Source organism: Thermoanaerobaculia bacterium, assembly GCA_035593605.1.
GTDB lineage: Bacteria > Acidobacteriota > Thermoanaerobaculia > UBA2201 > DAOSWS01 > DAOSWS01.
This window is the reverse complement of sequence record DAOSWS010000040.1, coordinates 10,999-28,504: the sequence shown is the minus strand read 5'-3', so window position 1 is coordinate 28,504 and position 17,506 is coordinate 10,999. Positions and strand designations below refer to the sequence as shown.

Genomic DNA, 17,506 nt, shown 5'->3' with positions numbered 1-17,506 from the left:
GGAGGTTGGCTTAGAAGCAGCCATCCTTTAAAGAAAGCGTAATAGCTCACTGGTCAAGCGCCTCTGCGCCGAAAATGTAACGGGGCTTAAGTCACATACCGAAGCTGCGAATCATTAGGAACCTCGGTTCTTAATGGTGGTAGGGGAGCGTTCTCTAAGGGTCGAAGTCAGATTGTGAAATCTGGTGGACTTTAGAGAAGTGACTCTGCCGGCACGAGTAACGATAAACACGGTGAGAATCCGTGTCGCCGAAAACCCAAGGTTTCCTGGGTAAAGTTCGTCTTCCCAGGGTTAGTCGGTCCCTTAGGCGAGGCCGAAAGGCGTAGCTGATGGGAAGCAGGTTAATATTCCTGCACCACTCTTAAGTGCGATGGGGTAACGCAGAAGGATAGGCGTACCGGGTGTTGGACGTCCCGGGTCAAACGTGTAGGGGGAGAGAATAGGCAAATCCGTTCTCTCATTCAACCCTGAGGCGTGAGTACGAGGGCTTTTGCCCGCAAAGTCGCTAATTCCATGCTGCCTAGAAAAACCTCTAAGCTTCAGCTTAAGTGTGACCGTACCGTAAACCGACACAGGTGGGTGAGGAGAGTATCCACAGGCGCGTGAGTGATCCCTCGCTAAGGAACTCGGCAAAATAGCACCGTAACTTCGGGAGAAGGTGCACCCTTCAGGGTTAGGAGGCTTGCCCTCTAAAGCTCAGGAGGGTCGCAGAGAAGTGGCCCAGGCGACTGTTTAATAAAAACATAGGGCTCTGCTAAGTCGAAAACGACGTATAGGGTCTGACGCCTGCCCGGTGCCGGAAGGTTAAGGGAAAAGGTTATCCTTCGGGAGAAGCTTTGAACCGAAGCCCCGGTAAACGGCGGCCGTAACTATAGGTTGACCGTTGTAGTTACGTAAATAAATCTGGCTAAATGCTGGAAACTCCGAGAATCTTCCACTACTCGTCCCATGAAACGCTTTGCGCGTTCAAAGGGACAGTGACAATGTGAGAAGTGCGGACAATCAGCAGGAAAGACAGGAGGGAAAATGCTAATTCCGAAAAACATTCCACCGCACATCGGCTATTATCTTGCCGGTTTCGCGGATGGTGAGGGAAGCTTCAACATCTCTTTCAGGAAACGGAAAGACAATCGTATGCCCTGGAAGGTCTCGGCCTGTTTTCATATCTCCCATAAAGATAGAGTTATTCTATCCCTTTACAAGAGATATCTTCAGTGCGGTACATTGCGCGAGAGGCGGGATGGAGTTGTTTACTTTGAAGTAAATAACCTGAACGCCATCAAGCAGAATGTCATACCTTTCTTTAAGCACTTCAGATTCTTAAGTGCGAAAAAGAAACGAGATTTTTCGAAATTTATCAATATTGTTCAACTTATTGATAATCAGGAGCATGTGATTCTTGACGGGATGAAGAAACTTCTCTCGATTCGTCGCGATATGAACGACGGTGGAAAGCGTAAATTTTCTGAAAAGGAAATTTTACGGGCATTTTCATCAAATGAATCCTCAGAGACTGAACGCCGGACTGCACTCGAAAATACCGTCGAGTAGCAGATGATACAGTCCGAACTACATGGCGACATGTAGAGCCAGGCGGAAACGACCTGGCCTCCTTTAGCGGAGTAACAATGAGAACGGTCCTAAGGTAGCGAAATTCCTTGTCGGGTAAGTTCCGACCTGCACGAATGGCGTAACGATCTGGGCGCTGTCTCGGCGAGGGGCTCAGCGAAACTGAGGTCCCGGTGAAGACACCGGGTACCCGCAGCTAGACGGAAAGACCCCGTGAACCTTAACTATACCCTGGCACTGTATTTTGGTGCGGTATGTGCAGGATAGGTGGGAGACTATGAAGCTCTGACGTCAGTCAGGGTGGAGTCACCGGTGAGATACCACCCTTATCGTACTGAAATTCTAACCCGGGCCCTTGAATCAGGGTCGGGAACACTGTCAGGCGGGTAGTTTGACTGGGGCGGTCGCCTCCAAAAATGTAACGGAGGCTCCCAAAGGTTCCCTCAGCCTGATTGGAAACCAGGCGCCGAGTGTAAAGGCAGAAGGGAGCTTGACTGCGAGACCGACGGGTCGAGCAGAGTCGAAAGACGGGCTTAGTGATCCGGCGATTCCGGATGGAAGGGTCGTCGCTCAAAGGATAAAAGGTACTCCGGGGATAACAGGCTGATCTGGTCCGAGAGCCCATATCGACGACCAGGTTTGGCACCTCGATGTCGGCTCATCGCATCCTGGGGCTGAAGTAGGTCCCAAGGGTTCGGCTGTTCGCCGATTAAAGCGGTACGTGAGCTGGGTTTAGAACGTCGCGAGACAGTTCGGTCCCTATCTGCTGCGGGCGTAGGATACTTGAGGGGAGCTGTCCCTAGTACGAGAGGACCGGGATGGACGGACCTCCAGTGTACCAGTTGTGCCGCCAGGTGCAGCGCTGGGTAGCTGTGTCCGGAAAGGATAACCGCTGAAGGCATCTAAGCGGGAAGCCCCCCCCAAGATTAGGTATCCCTCTGGCTTCGGCCAGAATAAGGTCCCTGGTAGATCACCAGGTTGATAGGCGGGATGTGTAAAGTCGGTAACGGCTGGTCCTTTGGACCTTTACGGATCGATCGGCGTTTGCTTCGGTAAACAATGATCTTGATGTAAAGAAGCTTACCCGTACTAATCGACCGAAAGACTTAGCCATATTTATCTATGTATCCAGGACTTGCTCAACGGGCCCAATTCAATATATATTTTCTCGGTGGTTTTACCGGAGGGGCCACACCCGTTCCCATCTCGAACACGGCAGTTAAGCCCTCCAGGGCCGATGCTACTGTGCGGGTGACTGCATGGGAAAGTAGGACGCCGCCGGGAAGTAAACGTTGCCCCCGTCAGGAAACTGACGGGGGTTTTTATTTTTGCTCATTACGTTCAAATGAATGGTACAATCAGAATCAAACAACACCGGGAGGAACCAATGAAGAAGTGCTTTCTTTGTATGATATTGATGGCTATTTTCTCCACGGGTATCTATGCCCAGAAGACCATTCATGCTACAACCGAGGACGGCCGAAAGGTTCTTTTGAAATCAGACGGAACCTGGGTGTTCCAACCGGAGACAAAAGGTGTTTCCCTTTCAACCTCCAGTGTCCCGCCCGGGGCGGACAGTGAGGTCACGGGGCGTCATGGTTTCTATAAAATCGCTTATGAAAAGGCTTCCTGGAAACTGGAGCCCAAACCTGATCCACCGTCTGAGTTCTTTTTTGAGCAAAAAGAGGGGGATGTGTACGCCATGGTCATCGCGGAAAGGCTTGAAATCCCCCTGGAAACGCTGAAGGAAGTCGCACTGGAAAACGCACGCTCCGTAGGAGAGGATGTTACGGTTATGCTGGATGAAAAGCGAGTGGTCAACGGCGTTGAAATTCTCGCCATGCAATTCTCCGGCGTCATTCAGGGAATTCCCTTTGTTTACTATGGGTACTACTGGACGGGTCCCGAAGGTTCTCTTCAGGTTCTGACCTTTACGGGAAAGAATCTTTTCCGGGAATATGAAGCTGTGATGAAGGAATTTCTTGATGGTCTGACGATTCAAACCAGAGCGTCTTCCTCCTGATCCAAATGTCAGGAAGGATAGTCCCGACCTGGCGTTGCATCTCTTTGGAAATAGAATGACGCAACATCGGGGTTGTAACAAATGGCAGGAGGGAGGAATGTTGCGACTATCCATTCGGGTCATATCAATATTTATGCTGGCTGTCTGGCTGGGTCTTCAGTTCCTCTTTTCAACCTTGCTTCAATCTGCTGAACCCATCGACGCCTATTCGCCTGTAACGCATGCGGACCTTCAAGGAGAGAGGATTATTTTTCTCCATGACGCACCCTATGGAAAGAGAAGATGGGATGGATTCTCAGGTTTCGGTCTAGGTAAACAGGGGCTGCCAGAAGGTTCTCCGTCGGTTGAATATTCGACTCTTGCCGGTCGAATCGGTTTTGTTGAAGAAGCCAGAGATCTCGGAACCCGATTTCTCTTTATTATCCGGATGGAAGATACGGGTGAGTATTTCTCATCCTTCATCTATCCTCCATTGAATCTCGGATCACCGGTCATGATGGATCGAGCTGCCATTCATCTTCCCGGAGTCGCGAGAATTCTTGATGTCGAAGAAGCTCGATCGCGGTGGATCGGCAACCTCTTTATCCTGAATGTAAATGATCTCCAAGTACTCAATCCGGAAACGGGCGAACCTTTCTCTTTCTTCATCGGGAAAGATACACCGGTCAGGGTTGTTGACGTAATTCCGGGATGGGACGAACGGTACCCGGTTCGGGTCGTGGTTTCGACGGCGCAGGGCGTCAGGGGATTCTTCGATGTCCATACGAGCCGGTTCAACCTTCCAACGGAATTTCTCCGTTCTGGAAGGATCGGGGATTATCTCACTCCTCTGACCTTTGGTCACCTTGGCATTACGTCTGTCCAAAACGACATGGACTTTCTCCGGGTGGAAGGTGTCACCGATCTTCCTGACGGAGCCATGGTTACGCTGTCGACCAACCTTTCGCGGTTTCCTGCGAAATACAAGGCTTCGAAGAGGATCTACCAGGTGCCGGTATACCAGGGAAAGTTCAAGGCTGAGTTTCCGGTCAGGTCGGTGGGTAGACAAATAAGAGGAGCTCCCTGTGAAATCCTGGCTTCGTTCGATCCCTCCGTACAGTCGGATGCTGTACGCTGGTGGATCGGTACAAAGGGAGAAGGATTAGCAGGATCCGGATGCGTGGAAATCTCCGATGGCTCCGCTATCCTGGTTGCGGAATGGAGGGAAAATCGTGAAGAATGCAGTCGTCTTTTCGATGATGAAAACAGTTCTGAAAGCATCAGGAGACAGGACTTTGTCACAAAGCTTCGCGACCGTTTCAGTGAACGCAACGTTGAAGCCGATGTCTATGTTCACGGAAGGATGAATACCCATATCGGGATCGTTTTTCCCCCATCCGCGCCCATGACCGAGGCACTGGCACTGGTTTACAGGGATGAGTTTACATCTCTGGGGTTTACCGATCTTTCGCTGCATCAGGGAGAGGAAAACGCATGTACTCTTCCCCTGCAGGTGAAGGATCCCTTACGGCTTCTCAGACAGTCGTCATCAGACCGGTAGGTTTGCCTTACCATCCGTTAGGATTAGATCGTTTCTTTGAACGGGTAGATAGTCCCAGGGGCATATAGGCCGGACACCAGGAAATGAGACCGGTCATCAGTGGAACGAGCCCGATAAGTCCAAGCCAGGTTTTCAGAACAAACCCGAGAGTCAGTATGGTTACTCCGATAAGAATGCGCACAGCGCGATCGATTCCGCCTACGTTCGTTTTCATGGTGCAACTCCCAATTAAAAATTTGTCCAAAGGGACAACATCCCTATGAAAACAGAACGTGAAAAGGTCCTATTCCAGCTTGATCGCAGAAATATTTAGAGAATCTTGATGATCTCCCCGGGGATTTCCCAGAGAGGAAGAATGCGCTGGGCGGCACCCAGGCGGACGGCTTCGCCGGGCATCCCGAAGACTACTGCGGACTGCTCGGATTCAACCAGGGTGGTTCCGCCCTGATCAAGGATGATTTTCAATCCCTGCGCACCGTCGGATCCCATTCCCGTGAGAAGGACGGCCAGAATCCGGCCTCCGCAGGCTTTGGCGGCGGATCGAAAAAGAACATCCACGGAAGGTGCATATAAATCATCGATCATTCGGGGGAGAATGTGCAGGTGAAAGTCCGAACCTCTCCGCGCAATAGAGATGTGGGACCCTCCGGGAGAGATATAGACAACACCGGGTTCTGCCACCTGACCATCCTTGGCTTCCACGACGGTCATCTTGGCAATCCGATCCATTCGTTCCGCAAAGAGCTGGGTAAAGATGGGAGGCATATGCTGAGCAACCACGATGGGTATGGAAAGCTGAGGAAGAGCTGAAATAATGGATTGAATGGCCGCGGGTCCCCCTGTGGAAGCTCCAATGACCATGCAGTCATAATCCCCAGCTTTCCGTTCAGCCTTTTCTTCCGATACAGGTTGGGGAGTTCGGGGGGGAGGCGCGTTCTTGAGTTCGGCCCGGGATGCGGCTTTGACCTTGGCGATAAGATCTGTAGCGATGACCTGGAGCGTAGGCGATGCCTTTCCTGTCGGTTTGGCGATAAAGTCCACTGCACCCAGTTCCAGAGCTTTAAAAACGTTGGCATCGGAGGCACGTGCAGAGACCACGATGACGGGAGTCGGCTGGTTCTGCTGAAGCCAGCGAAGGACGGAGAAACCATCCATGACCGGCATTTCCAGGTCGAGCGTGATGACATCGGGTTTGGCGTTGTGTATCTTTTTCAGGGCATCTTCGCCGTTTCTGGCAGTGTCGATGACCTCGATTTCCGGATGCTGAGAAAGCATCCGCGTGAGGGCCATGCGGTTATACGCGGAGTCATCAACAACCAGAACGCGGATCATTTCTGGTACACCAGATCATATCGTAAATGCTTCAACTTGAACTTTGTTGTAATGGAAATCAGGGATTCGGAATGGCCCAGAAGAAGGTAGCCCGACGGGGTCAGCCGATCGTGCATCATTTCAATGACTTTCCGCTTCGCGACTTCATCAAAGTAAATAATAACATTTCGGCAGAAAATTACATCCAGGTAGCCGAGCAGACTGACACGCGTGGTATCCATGAGGTTCAGGCGTCCAAAACTGACCTTCTCCTTGATCATGTCACAGATGCGGTACGTTCCGTTTTCCTGCGGAACAAAGTAACGATCCCTGTACTGAGGCTGAGTGTTTCGAAAGCTGATCTCCCGGTAGATGCCCTTTCTTGCTTTTTTCAGAGCCTCCTGGGAAATATCGGATCCATAGATGTCAATTTTTGCCCTGTCGTAAAACCCTGCCTCATGGAGAAGGATGGCAATGGTATAGGGTTCCTCTCCGGAGGAACAACCGGCGCTCCATATACGAATGGATTTCTTTTGCGCCAGGGTTTCTGGAACGATCTCATGGAGAAAGGCTTTCAGCTGCCGCTCTTCCCGAAAAAAATAGGTCTCATTGGTTGTAATTGCATCGAAAAGACTATCCTGCTCCTGAAGAGATCGCGGATCGTACATCAAATAGTAGTAGTACTGGTTGAGAGTCGAAAAATTCAATTCCTTCATGCGGGATTCCAGGCGACGCTCAAGGAGATACTTATTGTTCTCCTTAAAAAAGATTCCGCACTTTTCGTGAATATAATCGCGAAAGAGCCGGAAGAGGTCGTCGGTCAGAATCTGCTGGTTATTGCTTAGCGCCATCGCCTGTAGTCCGAATGTTTTCCAGGATGATAGAAATGATCTCTTCCTGCCTCTTGTCACAATTCTGCCAGGCCTGTTGAAGCTGATCCAGATAGATCTTCCCGTACTGGATAAGAATTCTGCATGCCTCATCCACAAGCTCTACCTGATTCATCGCCCAGAAAAGGTGAGGAAAGGATTCTTTTTTGTGAAATCCTCCAATTCCCTGAAGGGCCGCCTCCTTGACAAAGTTATCTTCATCCCCGCGCAGGATGGAGTGGAGTTCCGTGAGAAAGGCTTCATCCATGGTGGCACTCAGTGCCTGAACGGCTGTAGCCCGCAATCTCCAGTCATCGTTTTTCAAGTACTTTTTAAGAGTGGTCTTGGATTCAGGTGAATTGATGTTGCCCAGAGCAAGAAGAGCGGCGCGTTGAACCTCCTGGTCCGGATTCCCGAGCTGCTGCGTTATGGCCGTGATGGATCTGGAATCACGAATGTGGCCCAGTGCATCCAGAACGGCAACCTTGACAGGAGGAGGATCGGTGGCAAGGTGGCGGATCAGTGGATTCAGTGATTTTGGATTTTCAAACCGTCCAATTACTTTCGCTGCGGTAGATCGAATCCAGATGTCCGGATCCTCCAGGGCTGAAAGCAGAGCCGGGAATGCCTTTTCTTCGAGATTTTCTCCCAGTGTTTCGATGGCTTCGAGACGGACCAGAGGATTCTCATCCGCAAGACAGGCCAGGGTAATCTGTCGGAACCTCGGGTCATCGTACCGTTTCATGAGCTGAACCGCATTCTGACGAATTACCGCATTTTCATGTCCGACAGCCGTCAGAAGGAAATCCTGGAACCCCTTTCCTTCCAGCTGAACATAGATATTGAGTGCATGAATCCGCAAATTGATATCATCGCTGTTCAGCAGGTTTTTCACGTAGGACAGAATCGAATCCTTGGTGGTTGCATTGGCCTGACCCATGGAAACGACAACGCGAACCGCCGCACCCTGGACTCCCTGGGATTCGTGGCTGAGGGTTGAAAGGAGGTAGGGAATGTAATCACTACGTTTCCAAATACTTAAGACTTCCAGGGCCTGTTGGACGATCCGGTCCGATTCATGATCAAGCAGACGGAGAATATGTCCCAGAGCCCGGTCGTCTTTCCATGTTTCTACGATGTGCAGGGCTGCGACGATAAGTTCCTCGTCTTCCAGGGGATCGAGCATGGAAGAAACAACCTCCCAGGCTTTGGGCCCAAAGTCGATCAGAGCCTGAGTGACAGTGTCGGCATAGTCAGGCTGGCGGCTGAACTCGGAAAGAAGGGGGAGCCCTTCGACGCACTGACTCCATCCGATGAGTTTCAGAAGATCGCGGCGAACATCCTCTTTGGGGGTCGATTTTACGACAACAAGAAGATCGTTCACTACCTCTGAAGGAAAGTTTTCCCTGACCTTCTTAATAATGAACTGGACATAGGACCGTTTGAGAATAACAGGAAGGGGAGCATGGTAGATCTGCATAAGAGCACGGACGGCGGACAGATTCAGAGGCCGTTCCGTGCGAATAATCTTGATCAGGAACGGTACGGACGAGATATGGGCAATCTGCCCCAGTGCATCGAGGACCGATTTCTGAAGGCCGGGTTTCTCATAGTAGGGAATGATCGACTGAAGTGCTTCCGGTGCTCCAATCTGGCCCAAAGCCTCAATGCAGTGAAACTGCAGCCAGGGATTGTCCTTTCGCAGACATCGAAGAAAGTGAGGGATGCTGTCAAATTTCCGGTAATGTCCAAGGGAGCTTACTGCGGCGGAAAGAATGTTGATATCTTTTTCTGTCTGAAGAATATAGATGAGATGATCATAGGCCTGGTCGCTCTTGATGTCTCCCAGGAGGGTTACAAGGGAAAGTCTGACGTCATATTCCTTTGTTTTGTTCAGCTCAAGGAGGATAGGATTTAAGGCTCTGGATCCCAGTCTGTGAAGGGTTTCCATGGCAATGTTTCGTTTTCCGGCATTGGCTTCATCATAGAGGGATTGAATGAGAATCTCGATCACTTCGTCATCGTCGTACCCTAAGATTGCCTCTGCTGTCGCCTTTCGAATTCTCCAGTCTGGATCCCCCAGAAGAGTAGCCAGGGCGCCCTTCGATTCCTGCAGTGGAACGTCCTTCAGCAGGGTAACCGCTTTCAGGCGGTCGTCGGATTCCTTGGATTGGATCAGGTTATTGATCTCGGTCATGATCACCTTCCATGCCGGTTAGATATTCTCCGGCGATCTTCTCGACAAGAGCAGGGTCAGTATTCGGGGAGTCCTTGATTATTGCTGAAACGAGTTCCTTGATCCTTGGACCCATGGGGCCCTGAATTCTATCTCCTCCCGTCATCGTGTCAAGATGAATTCTTACTTTTCGTCGTAAATGTTCTTCCAGTGGGGATTGAACGGCGCCATGCCCCGATACGCCAAAGCCGGTCAGCCGATGTACGATGCCCCGGAATTCATCATTTGGGATTCCCTCCTCGATGTAATCATCTGCGCCATAAAGGCTGTTGGCGGGCCGTCTGTACCGCTCAACCCTGAAGAGAGAACCAATAAGAATGAAGGGAATGTAGTGAAGATCCGGTTGAGCCTTCATCCATTCACAGGCTTCCACGCCCAGCTTTCCCGGGAGGAAGACGTTAGCGATCACAAGGTCAGGTTTCGAACGCAGTGTCTCGATGAGCTTCTCTCCATCTTCCACAAGGGTGATCTCAAATCCCATGGATGTCAGTGTTCTCGCCAGATTTTCCCGAAAGGGACGTTTCGCATCGGCAAGAACGGCTTTATGGGCTTTGGGAGCCTTTGGTGTAATTTTCCAGCGCGCACTGCAATGGGGGCAGCTGACGAGAACCTCTCGCTTTAACAGGTCTCGTTCCATCTTCCAGTGATGGAGGCATTTGGGGCATTTAAGTAAAATCAAAGCAGTTTTTCCTCGTCCATGACCATTATAATGTGCTTTTCATGCTTATAGAGACCTCGGAGGAGACCTGCTTTTTCTCCGCTCACTGGAGGTTTCTCAAGGGTGTCCAGGCGGATGGGAAGGGTTCTGGAGACACGGTCCACGATGAATCCGATATATTCTTCCTCTTTTCGAAGGACGATGATCTTGCTGTCAACGGTAACCTTTGTAGCTTTGTGACCCAGAATCATGCCCAGATCGATTACAGGAACGACTGTACCTCGAAGGCTGATGATACCCATGACGTGGGTGGGAGCATTGGGAACAGGCGTGATCATGAGAACGGGAATGATTTCCAGAATGGCTTCAATGGGAAGGGCACAATGTTCCCTGCGGATCATGAAGGCCAGACAGTACGCAATCTCGTCGGAGGATTCCTCCGGGATCATTTCCTGAAACTCCTTCAGATCTTCCGCAGTACTGGAAGAGAAAAATTCCTCCGATGGGGAATGGGTTTCTTCGATGACCTCCGGTTCCGTTTCCGGTTCGGGTTTCTCGACCCCGGGTTCGGTGGTTCTGGGCTGGGAAGGTTTGGGTTTTACGGATCTTTTCCTTCCGGGTATAGCTACCTTTGTCTTCTTCTCCTTTTCCTCAGCAGGGGCATCCAGGGCAGGTTTACCGGGCTCCTCTTCCTGCTTTTTCTTTCGGCTCCTCTTTCGAATGTTGGCCAGATCAATCATCGGGTGTCCCTCCATGGAGTTCTGCTGCAGCTTCCCTGGCAATATCCGGTGTAATGACGGTCTGGTCGGATCCAAAGGCGGCGAGAAGGCAGTTCGTGCACAGTGTGTTAATCAGCCTGGGAATTCCCCTCGAATGGGAATGAATGATTTCAACGGCATCGTCTGAAAAAGGATTTTCCAAACATCCGGCGACGGATAGCCGATGGGCAATATACTCACGGGTATCCTCGGCCGATAGAGGTTTCAGATTGAATTGAATCGCGATCCGTTGGCGCAACGCCTCATAACTACGGTGAGCGAGCCTGCGGCTCAATTCAGGTTGCCCGATCAGGAGTATCGTGATCAGGTTGGTGTCATCCAGCTGGAAATTTGTAAGAAGCCGGATTTCATCAAAGGTCGCCTTCCTCGGGATCAGCTGAGCTTCGTCGACAACGAGAACGTAGTTGATACCTTCCTGGTGATAGGTATACAGCTGTTCATGGATCTGCTCAAGCAAATCATTCTTGAAATATCGGGGTTCGAGTCCCATGGACCTTGCGACATTTCTGAGAAATTGCGTGGGAGAAAGGCGGGGATTAATCATGAGATGAAACTTTGTGAATTCGTCGAATTCATCCATAAGAGCACGGGAAAGAGTCGTCTTTCCTGATCCAATCACGCCGGTCAGGATGGCCAGTTCCTTCTCCTCTACCGCATACGCGAGGCGGGCAAGAGCTTCACCATACTGTTTCCCGGGATAGAGAAAGCTGGGATCCGGAGTGTTTCCAAAAGGTTTTTCATTCAGGCCGAAGAATGACTTATACATATCAGGCCCCCGTCAGTTTTCCATGAAATTCAAGAGCCTTTTCCATGATGGAACTGACGTCAATCACAAGAACCAGGTTTCCCGTTCCCAGCTCGGCAGCGCCTGCAATGCCCGGGATACCCTTCAATCGCGATCCGATATTTTTTATGACAATTTCCTGCTGGCGGACAAGCCGATCCACGACGATACCCACGCGCTGTTCCCCCACCTGTGCGACCACAACGAAAAGATGGTTATGGCTCTGCGTCCGGGTAGAAGCCTGGTCGATGTCGAAAATCTGGGAAAGACGCAGGAGTGGTAACGTGAAATCCCTGAGATAATAAACTTCTCTCTGCTCAATGGATTCAATATCGGACTCGTTAATACGCAGGGCTTCGGTCACGACTGTGAGAGGAATGGCAAAGGTCTGGTCTCCAGCAACGACGATGAGTGCCTGGATAATGGCCAGCGTGATGGGAAGAACAATCTCAAAAGTGGTCCCTTTGTCCTTCTCAGTTAGAACCCTGATGTTACCTTTGAGTTGAGATATGTTCTGTTTCACGACGTCAAGGCCAACCCCTCTGCCGGACACCTGGCTGACTTTTTCAGCGGAAGAAAAACCGGCACTGAAAATCAGGTTAAGAAGGCGCTCCTCCGTGATTTCCTCCTCGGTCAGAAGGTTCTTTCTCTTGGCAATCCTGGAAATCTTCTCCAGGTCGATCCCTTTGCCGTCATCACTGATTCGGATCAGAACGGAATTTCCCTTCTGGGTGGCTTCAAAATTAATCGTTCCCTTGGTGGGTTTTCCCTTTTTCTGACGTTCGGATGGCGGTTCAATACCATGATCCAGACAGTTGCGGATGATATGCAGCAAGGGATCGGTAATTTCTTCGATCACGACCTTGTCAAGCTCAGTCTCCTCACCCTTTACATGGAGTTCGATTTCCTTGCCGAAATCGAGTGCCAGCTGACGTATGACGCGATTCAGCTTGGTCAAAATCTGAGAGATGGGAACCATCCGGATATCAATGACCGACTTCTGGAGATCGGATAGTTTTCGGGACAGCGACCGCTGTATCTTTTCGAGTTCCTGATAAGTAGAGGTCGGAATATGGTGGTCCGATAAAACCTTTGCAAAAGTGTCCAGATTATTTCTCTCCAGGATCAGCTCACCCACGATGTTCATGACCGTGTCCAGGCGATCGATGTTGACCCGGACGGTACGGGAAACGCTGCGGATCGATTCCTCCGCAGGTGTTTCCGATGCCTTTGTCGGGGTCTGTTCTTCCGACTTTACAAGGTTGGAGACTTTGAATCGCTCACCCACAAGTTCCTGAACTTCCTGCAAATTGTGCTCGGAAGCGAAAATCAGCCTGAACCGGATTTCATCCGGCTTGTCTGAAATGGAAGGCAGGGTGGAGATAACTTCTCCCGCGGCATTCAGTTTCTCGGAGAGCTGTTTCAATTCAACGTCAAAGATCTCGAAGGAAAAGTGAACCTCGATACTGTGAATCACCCTGTTATGGACCAGGTTTTCCTTGAGCCGGTGTTCTTCGTACTCGGTCAGTGATTTCCGGGTCTGTTCGTCCAGGTCCAGAGACGAAAGGATGTCGAGGGAACTTTCCTCGGGTTTCTGTGAGACATACGCGGAAATATGCCTGAGAAGCTCCTGCGTGTTGACCTTTTCATCACCCTTTTCCGCAATCTGTACGGACATCTGGTTCAGAACGGTCAGACCGTCGTAAAGAATATCCACCAGGGATTTCCCGCCCTTTACTTTCCCCATGCGGAGTCGGTCCAGAAGATCTTCCAGGGCGTGGGCAACTTCGGACATCTGTGTAAACCCCATCATGCCCGATAGTCCCTTCAGACTATGCATACTGCGGAAGATCTTATTTACCAGCTGCGGATGGGGGCGGTCTCCCGATTCTTCAAAGGCCTTAAGGTCCAGGGTGAGCTGTTCGACCAGCTCCTCCGCTTCCGAGAGAAACTCTCGGATTGAGCGTTCATCCGTTCTGGTCATTCTCCGTCCCTTCCAGGAGCTGGTTGACCTTAGCTCGAAATGTCTCAATATTGAACGGTTTTACAAGGTAATCCACGGCACCCATCTCCATGGCGCGTTCCTGGTCTTCCTGGCTGCGTTCCGTGGAAATAACAATGATGGGAATGTTTCGAGTGTGAGGGTGCTGTTTCAGGAAGTGAATCAGCTCCAGACCATTAATATCGGGCATATTAATATCGGTCACAACCAGATCGACCGGATTGTGAGGGATCTGTTTCAGCGCTTCAAATCCCGTGGAGGCTTCGACAACGTCCACCATGATTCCTTCCAGCGCTCCCACAATATAGGCCCGCATACTGTCCGAATCTTCAACAACCATGACCCGTTTCATGAGACCCCCTTCCAGCGGATGGAGTGGATAACATCCTCAAATGCATACCCGGCCTGGCTGAGAAAAATTTCCAGACCGTCGGTATTCCCAATAGGACGTTTAAACTCCGCATTATCCCCATAAAGAACCCCGATCAACTTACCTCGGGCCACAACGGGAATAAGGACGACTTCGTTGGGGAAAATCTTTCCCAGCTGGTTAAGAAAATATTCATTCCATTTTGTGCGCCGTAACTTCCCGCGATGGGGTTTCAAGGTGGAAGACACCTGACTGAAGATGCTTTCCTCCTTTTCAGGAATGACGGTGTTGCGAACTCTGAGGTTCATGGGTACGTCATCTCCCGTGAGGCCAAAGCCGCCGATCCCCACAAAGTGTTCATCCTTCACCAGGAGAATCACCGCCCGTTCCAAATATTCAGCCGCCATTCGAAGAGTCATAAGTCCCACCTGGGTCTTGTCCTCCGGATTGGCCAGCTCGAAGATCAGATTTTTCAAAAGGGTAAGAGAACGGTTCAACCGCTCCTTGGCTGCAATATCGTGGAATTTTTGCCGTTCCGTAAATTCGGGTAATCTCTGGATATATCGCTGAACCGCGATAAGAACATCTTCAACGAATGTGTTCAGGACCTCTTCCGAAGCCTTGACGGACATGGTTGTCAAATCGGGACGAACCATAACCAGGTCTGCACCGGACAGGTAGGAAGTGTGGTGTTGACGCGGATCGAGCCCGGGATGTATGACAACGGTAGGAGGCTGAGAATCCTGCATCCCCTGAATATCCCGGAGGGCGCTTTCGATTTCCCTGGCCTGTAAAGTGTTGGAGATGCCGAGGACCAAGACCGAGGGTTCGCCAGCCTCCAGAAGTTCCCGGACTTTCGATAGATAGGTCTGGGTCTGGTTGTAATGGTAAACCTTGAATCCACCCTTGGAAAAAATACGCTTCAACGTGACGCGCAGCAGGGGATCACCTTCAAGAATGCAGAGGTTGTATCCAAGGTCGGTAACCTGCTCGCCTTCCTTGGAGAGAAGAGAAAACTTACCAAAGAGCTTCGGGCTTTCGTCCTTGGGCCGGAAGTGGATATCGATATCCGTCGGGATCAGGGCAGTTTCCCGTTCGACGAGGATCGTATGGGCAGGTTGCCGGGGAGGCAATTCTTCCACGGCCGCTTCGATCTCTACAGGAGGCTCGGGCGCAGGAACGGTTTCAACTGCGGGACCTTCTTCCTCAGGATGTTCGGTCATGGTGACCGGAGCCACCTGGGCTCCTGCCTTGAAAGCCTCCTTTCCCCGGACGAGGGTGTCCCGAATTTCCTTGATGATGCCAATCTCACCGGATCTTGTAAGGATCTTGTCCGGAGGAATCCCCGACTGCTTAAAAAGTTTATCTGGAGAATATCCGATATCGGTGCTGGTCAGTCGATCTCTCAAATCAAAGGAGAATTCCCCCTCCTCATCCTGAAGGATTTCGTATGCCAGCTCCTGGATCTGGGCGTAGATGGTCTTCGCCAGATCGGCGGGCGAACATACGTTCATTTCCAGGAGAATATCACCCATGCTTCGTTCAGGCATGGCGGCATGAACGGCCTGGGCCTGCTGGATGAAGGCGGGATCGATTTCCTTGTTTGTAGAGAGCAGAAGCTCATCAATCCCGAGATGAACGTTTTTTTCCGCAAAGACAAGACCGCCCTTGATGAAGTAAATGCGGAAGATGTTATTCCGCTTTTTGATTTCCAGAACGCCTGTTCTTCGACTCAAATATACGATCTGAATGATGTCCGAGACCGGAAGGTCTTCCAATCGTCCGATCAATCCCATGACATCTCCCTGATTCGGCCATTCGGCCATAAATCCTGAGAAGGAATGGGAATATGACGGGAGGAAATTCTTCCATCCCGCTGCACCGGATCAAATGCAATCCATCCCTGCTCCGTATCGAAATACTGAATCCAGCGATGGGGAAGCCCGCCCATTCCAGGCTGGTAGTAGCGTGCCATCTCTCCCGGCATCCGGGACTCGAAGAGAATTCCGCTAACCTCCCGGCAGGCTACTCCCATGTCGCGAATCAGATTGCAAAGGTCCCTGGACCGTTCCACGCAGGTCGCATCAGGATCGGGCTTCATGGAACGAAGCAGGGACTGAACTCTCTCCGTTGTGGCTGTGCGGACCGGGGGCCGTACTTTGATGCTTACAATCCAACTGCCCTCCGAAGAAAAGAGCTCGATGTTCTGATTTACGGCTACCTGCGAGAATTTTGGCGATTCGGCCAGACCTTCCACGTGGTAACTTGCATGGATCGTGGAGAGCAGGAGCAGGAGAACGGGGGAAATCATGAGTGTACTGCTTTTCCCGAAAAGTGCTTCTTCCGAATTCCGTCCAGCACGCCATTGATAAATTTAGGTGACTCTTCGCTTCCAAATTTTTTGGCAATCTCGACAGCTTCATCCAGAATAACAGCAGCTGGAACGTCGGATTCTTTAATAAGCTCATAAATTGCAATTCTGAGAATGTTACGATCGACGCCATGAAGCCTGTGGATCTGCCACGATCGGTTCTGGTCCACGATCATGGCATCGATGGTTTCCATGTGAGAAAGGGTCCCAAGGACCAGGGATCTCGCAAACTCTTGGATCAATTCCGGACTGTCCGAGTAAATTTCCGATCTTCTCATGACCTCTTCGATCGGAGAATCGGAAAAATCGAACTCGAAGAGAAGCTGCATCGCAAGTTCCCGGGCTTTTCGTCGATTACCCATGCATCCTGGAAAAGAGGTCGGCCATCTCAACTGCGGATTGAGCGGCATCCCACCCCTTGTTCCCCATTTTGGACGAGGCACGCGCTGCGGCCTGTTCCATGGAGTCACAGGTAAGGATTCCATTTGCAACCGGAGTTTCAGAAATCATGGAAATTTCTGCAATACCACGGTTCACCTGGGTGGCCAGGTGATCATAGTGATCGGTCTCTCCCCGGATCAGGGCTCCCAGGCAGATGATCGCATCATATGTTTTCTTAAGTGCAAGTTTTCGAGCGGTTACGGGAATTTCAAAGGTTCCGGGGACCCAGAATGTATCGATGGAAGCTTCCTCGGCACCGTGGCGCAGGAGGCAATCGATTGCGCCATCCAGCAGCTGTTGTGTGTAAACTCGATTGAATCGGCTTGCAACGATACAGAAAGACCGGCCTTTCGCGCTCAGGTGTCCTTCAAAGACAGGCGCCATGTCAACCCCCTTTTGGCGTATATCGTACCTCACGCCTCCCATACGGAGACGTGGAATAAGTATAGTCGCTTTACTACGTTCGGTCAAGAAAAATATGCAAAAAACAGGGTATCTGAATGATACTTATGAATGAACACGGGTGTCAGTGCCGGAATCCGATTGGAGCTCT

At 50.9% G+C, this 17,506-nt stretch carries 15 protein-coding genes and 2 rRNA genes; 4 read left to right on the top strand and 13 right to left on the bottom strand.

Annotated features, from left to right (window positions below; genetic code table 11):
• From PLD04_14380 to PLD04_14365, 4 genes are all read left to right on the top strand, one after another.
• Positions 1 to 2,622: ribosomal RNA gene (locus tag PLD04_14380) — 23S ribosomal RNA — on the top strand; the annotation flags it as partial.
• Between the two features lie 114 nt (positions 2,623 to 2,736).
• Positions 2,737 to 2,853: ribosomal RNA gene (gene rrf / locus PLD04_14375) — 5S ribosomal RNA — on the top strand.
• A gap of 103 nt (positions 2,854 to 2,956) precedes the next feature.
• Entirely contained in the window at positions 2,957 to 3,592 is a 636-nt protein-coding gene (locus tag PLD04_14370) for a hypothetical protein (GenBank protein ID HXK69513.1), read from the top strand.
• A gap of 97 nt (positions 3,593 to 3,689) precedes the next feature.
• Positions 3,690 to 5,132, top strand: coding sequence for a hypothetical protein (locus PLD04_14365; GenBank protein HXK69512.1), 1,443 nt, complete (start codon positions 3,690 to 3,692; stop codon positions 5,130 to 5,132).
• Between the two features lie 7 nt (positions 5,133 to 5,139).
• On the opposite strand, the gene PLD04_14360 is transcribed toward PLD04_14365, so the two are convergent.
• The 13 genes from PLD04_14360 to ribH form a co-directional block, all read right to left on the bottom strand.
• Positions 5,140 to 5,346, bottom strand: a complete 207-nt coding sequence (locus PLD04_14360) for a DUF2892 domain-containing protein (protein ID HXK69511.1) — start codon at positions 5,344 to 5,346, stop codon at positions 5,140 to 5,142.
• 95 nt (positions 5,347 to 5,441) lie between these two features.
• Positions 5,442 to 6,464: a chemotaxis response regulator protein-glutamate methylesterase gene (locus tag PLD04_14355; GenBank protein ID HXK69510.1), complete on the bottom strand. Its 1,023-nt coding sequence runs from the start codon at positions 6,462 to 6,464 to the stop codon at positions 5,442 to 5,444.
• On the bottom strand, positions 6,461 to 7,294 hold the full coding sequence (locus PLD04_14350) for a protein-glutamate O-methyltransferase CheR (GenBank protein HXK69509.1): 834 nt from the start codon (positions 7,292 to 7,294) through the stop codon (positions 6,461 to 6,463). Before PLD04_14350 ends, PLD04_14355 begins: the two co-directional genes overlap by 4 nt.
• On the bottom strand, positions 7,278 to 9,509 hold the full coding sequence (locus tag PLD04_14345) for a HEAT repeat domain-containing protein (GenBank protein HXK69508.1): 2,232 nt from the start codon (positions 9,507 to 9,509) through the stop codon (positions 7,278 to 7,280). The genes PLD04_14350 and PLD04_14345 overlap by 17 nt, the downstream gene beginning before the upstream one ends.
• Positions 9,493 to 10,185 carry a response regulator gene (locus PLD04_14340; GenBank protein HXK69507.1) on the bottom strand — a complete coding sequence of 231 codons (693 nt, stop codon included), beginning with the start codon at positions 10,183 to 10,185 and terminating at the stop codon, positions 9,493 to 9,495. The genes PLD04_14345 and PLD04_14340 overlap by 17 nt, the downstream gene beginning before the upstream one ends.
• A 38-nt stretch (positions 10,186 to 10,223) precedes the next feature.
• Positions 10,224 to 10,946 (bottom strand): chemotaxis protein CheW, encoded by a 723-nt coding sequence (locus PLD04_14335; GenBank protein HXK69506.1) that lies wholly within the window; start codon positions 10,944 to 10,946, stop codon positions 10,224 to 10,226.
• Positions 10,939 to 11,751 (bottom strand): AAA family ATPase, encoded by an 813-nt coding sequence (locus tag PLD04_14330; GenBank protein ID HXK69505.1) that lies wholly within the window; start codon positions 11,749 to 11,751, stop codon positions 10,939 to 10,941. The genes PLD04_14335 and PLD04_14330 overlap by 8 nt, the downstream gene beginning before the upstream one ends.
• Before the next feature lies 1 nt (position 11,752).
• Positions 11,753 to 13,753 (bottom strand): chemotaxis protein CheA, encoded by a 2,001-nt coding sequence (locus tag PLD04_14325; GenBank protein HXK69504.1) that lies wholly within the window; start codon positions 13,751 to 13,753, stop codon positions 11,753 to 11,755.
• On the bottom strand, positions 13,737 to 14,123 hold the full coding sequence (locus PLD04_14320) for a response regulator (protein ID HXK69503.1): 387 nt from the start codon (positions 14,121 to 14,123) through the stop codon (positions 13,737 to 13,739). The genes PLD04_14325 and PLD04_14320 overlap by 17 nt, the downstream gene beginning before the upstream one ends.
• Positions 14,120 to 15,967, bottom strand: a complete 1,848-nt coding sequence (locus PLD04_14315; protein HXK69502.1) for a DUF4388 domain-containing protein — start codon at positions 15,965 to 15,967, stop codon at positions 14,120 to 14,122. Before PLD04_14315 ends, PLD04_14320 begins: the two co-directional genes overlap by 4 nt.
• A complete protein-coding gene (locus tag PLD04_14310) occupies positions 15,928 to 16,452 on the bottom strand; it encodes a transglutaminase domain-containing protein (protein ID HXK69501.1) in 525 nt (174 codons plus the stop codon). The genes PLD04_14315 and PLD04_14310 overlap by 40 nt, the downstream gene beginning before the upstream one ends.
• Positions 16,449 to 16,874 carry a transcription antitermination factor NusB gene (gene nusB / locus PLD04_14305; protein ID HXK69500.1) on the bottom strand — a complete coding sequence of 142 codons (426 nt, stop codon included), beginning with the start codon at positions 16,872 to 16,874 and terminating at the stop codon, positions 16,449 to 16,451. Before nusB ends, PLD04_14310 begins: the two co-directional genes overlap by 4 nt.
• Positions 16,867 to 17,337 (bottom strand): 6,7-dimethyl-8-ribityllumazine synthase, encoded by a 471-nt coding sequence (ribH, locus tag PLD04_14300; GenBank protein HXK69499.1) that lies wholly within the window; start codon positions 17,335 to 17,337, stop codon positions 16,867 to 16,869. The genes nusB and ribH overlap by 8 nt, the downstream gene beginning before the upstream one ends.
• Between the last annotated feature and the right edge of the window lie 169 nt (positions 17,338 to 17,506).